At 40.4% G+C, this 1,358-nt stretch carries 3 protein-coding genes; 2 read left to right on the forward strand and 1 reads right to left on the reverse strand.

Annotation, left to right across the window (positions count from 1 at the left end):
* Both PX484_RS08740 and PX484_RS08745 read left to right on the forward strand, forming a co-directional pair.
* Positions 1–93: type II toxin-antitoxin system HigB family toxin (locus PX484_RS08740; RefSeq protein WP_287638323.1), on the forward strand; the 93-nt coding region annotated here is incomplete at its 5' end.
* Positions 77–475 carry a helix-turn-helix domain-containing protein gene (locus tag PX484_RS08745; RefSeq protein WP_002797362.1) on the forward strand — a complete coding sequence of 133 codons (399 nt, stop codon included), beginning with the start codon at positions 77–79 and terminating at the stop codon, positions 473–475. The genes PX484_RS08740 and PX484_RS08745, both read left to right, overlap by 17 nt.
* Before the next feature lie 175 nt (positions 476–650).
* Here the strand turns inward: PX484_RS08745 and PX484_RS08750 are convergent.
* On the reverse strand, positions 651–1,358 hold a 708-nt coding region (locus PX484_RS08750; protein WP_288103495.1), incomplete at its 5' end, for a WD40 repeat domain-containing protein.

Raw genomic sequence — 1,358 nt, forward strand, 5'->3', positions numbered from 1 at the left:
ATCGATTATCAGAAGCGGCTAATTTATATCAAGTATGTTTTAACTCACGCTGAATACGATAAGGAGCAATGGAAAAATGACCCTTACTTTTAATCCAGAAAAATACAAAGAATTACTAGCTCGCCATTTACCTAAAGTTATTAAAACAGAGGCAGAAAATGAAAAAGCTTTGGCTATTGTGGAAGAATTAATGCACCGTCAGCAGCGAACTCCCGAAGAAGATGAACTTTATGAGCTTCTAATTTTTTTAATTGGGAATTTTGAAAAAAGCTTTTATCTACAGGAATCAACCACACCTCATTCTATGTTATTGTTTTTGATGGAACAGCAAGGCGTTAATAAGAAAGACATAGCCAGAATCCTTGGCTCTGACAAAATTGCCTCTAGTTTAATTGAAGGAAAAGGGTCAATTACCCAAGAACAGGCGAAATTATTAGGACATTTCTTTAATGTAGATTATAGTTTGTTGATGTAGATACGATCCCCTCTAGCTTTTTGGTTGAGTTGAGCGCTTTAATATTTAGGAGAAAACTGCTCGATTCAATAATTTGAGCCAAAACCCAATATTTTTAAAGACATCGGTGCAGTTTCCCGCAAGCGTCGCTCATTTTTGATAGACAAAAGTTATTGCTGTCACCCCAAACACAAGTTTACTGTCCCACCCGCCAAATTTTGATAGTTTTGTCACCACTCCCACTAGCTAAATAGCGGCCATCGGGACTATATGCTACTGAGAAAACTGTCTCAGAATGACCGGTAAGGGTACGCAATTCGTTTCCCGTTGCTACCTCCCAAATTTTGATAGTTTTGTCCTGACTCCCACTAGCTAAATAGCGGCCATCGGGACTATATACTACTGACATAACCTCGCGAGAATGACCAGTAAGGGTAGGCAATTCTTTTCCCGTTGCTACCTCCCAAATTTTGATAGTTTTGTCAGAACTACCACTAGCTAAATAGCGGCCATCGGGACTATATACCACTGACAAAACCACACTAGAATGACCAGTAAAGGTAGGCAGTTCTTTTCCCGTTGCTACCTCCCAAATTTTGATAGTTTTGTCACCATTCCCACTAGCTAAATAGCGGCCATCGGGACTATATGCTACTGACCAAACCCAGCCAGAATAACCAGCAAGAGTACGCAATTCTGTTCCCGTTACTACATCCCAAACTTTGATAGTTTTGTCCCAACTACCACTAGCTAAATAGCGGCCATCGGGACTATATACTACTGACCTAACCCTGTCAGAATGACCAGTAAGGGTACGCAATTCTTTTCCCTTTGCTACCTCCCAAATTTTGATAGTTTTGTCAGCACTCCCACTAGCTAAATAGCGGCCATCGGGACTATATAC

This window comes from Microcystis sp. M49636_WE2, assembly GCF_030065375.1.
Lineage (GTDB): Bacteria > Cyanobacteriota > Cyanobacteriia > Cyanobacteriales > Microcystaceae > Microcystis > Microcystis aeruginosa_C.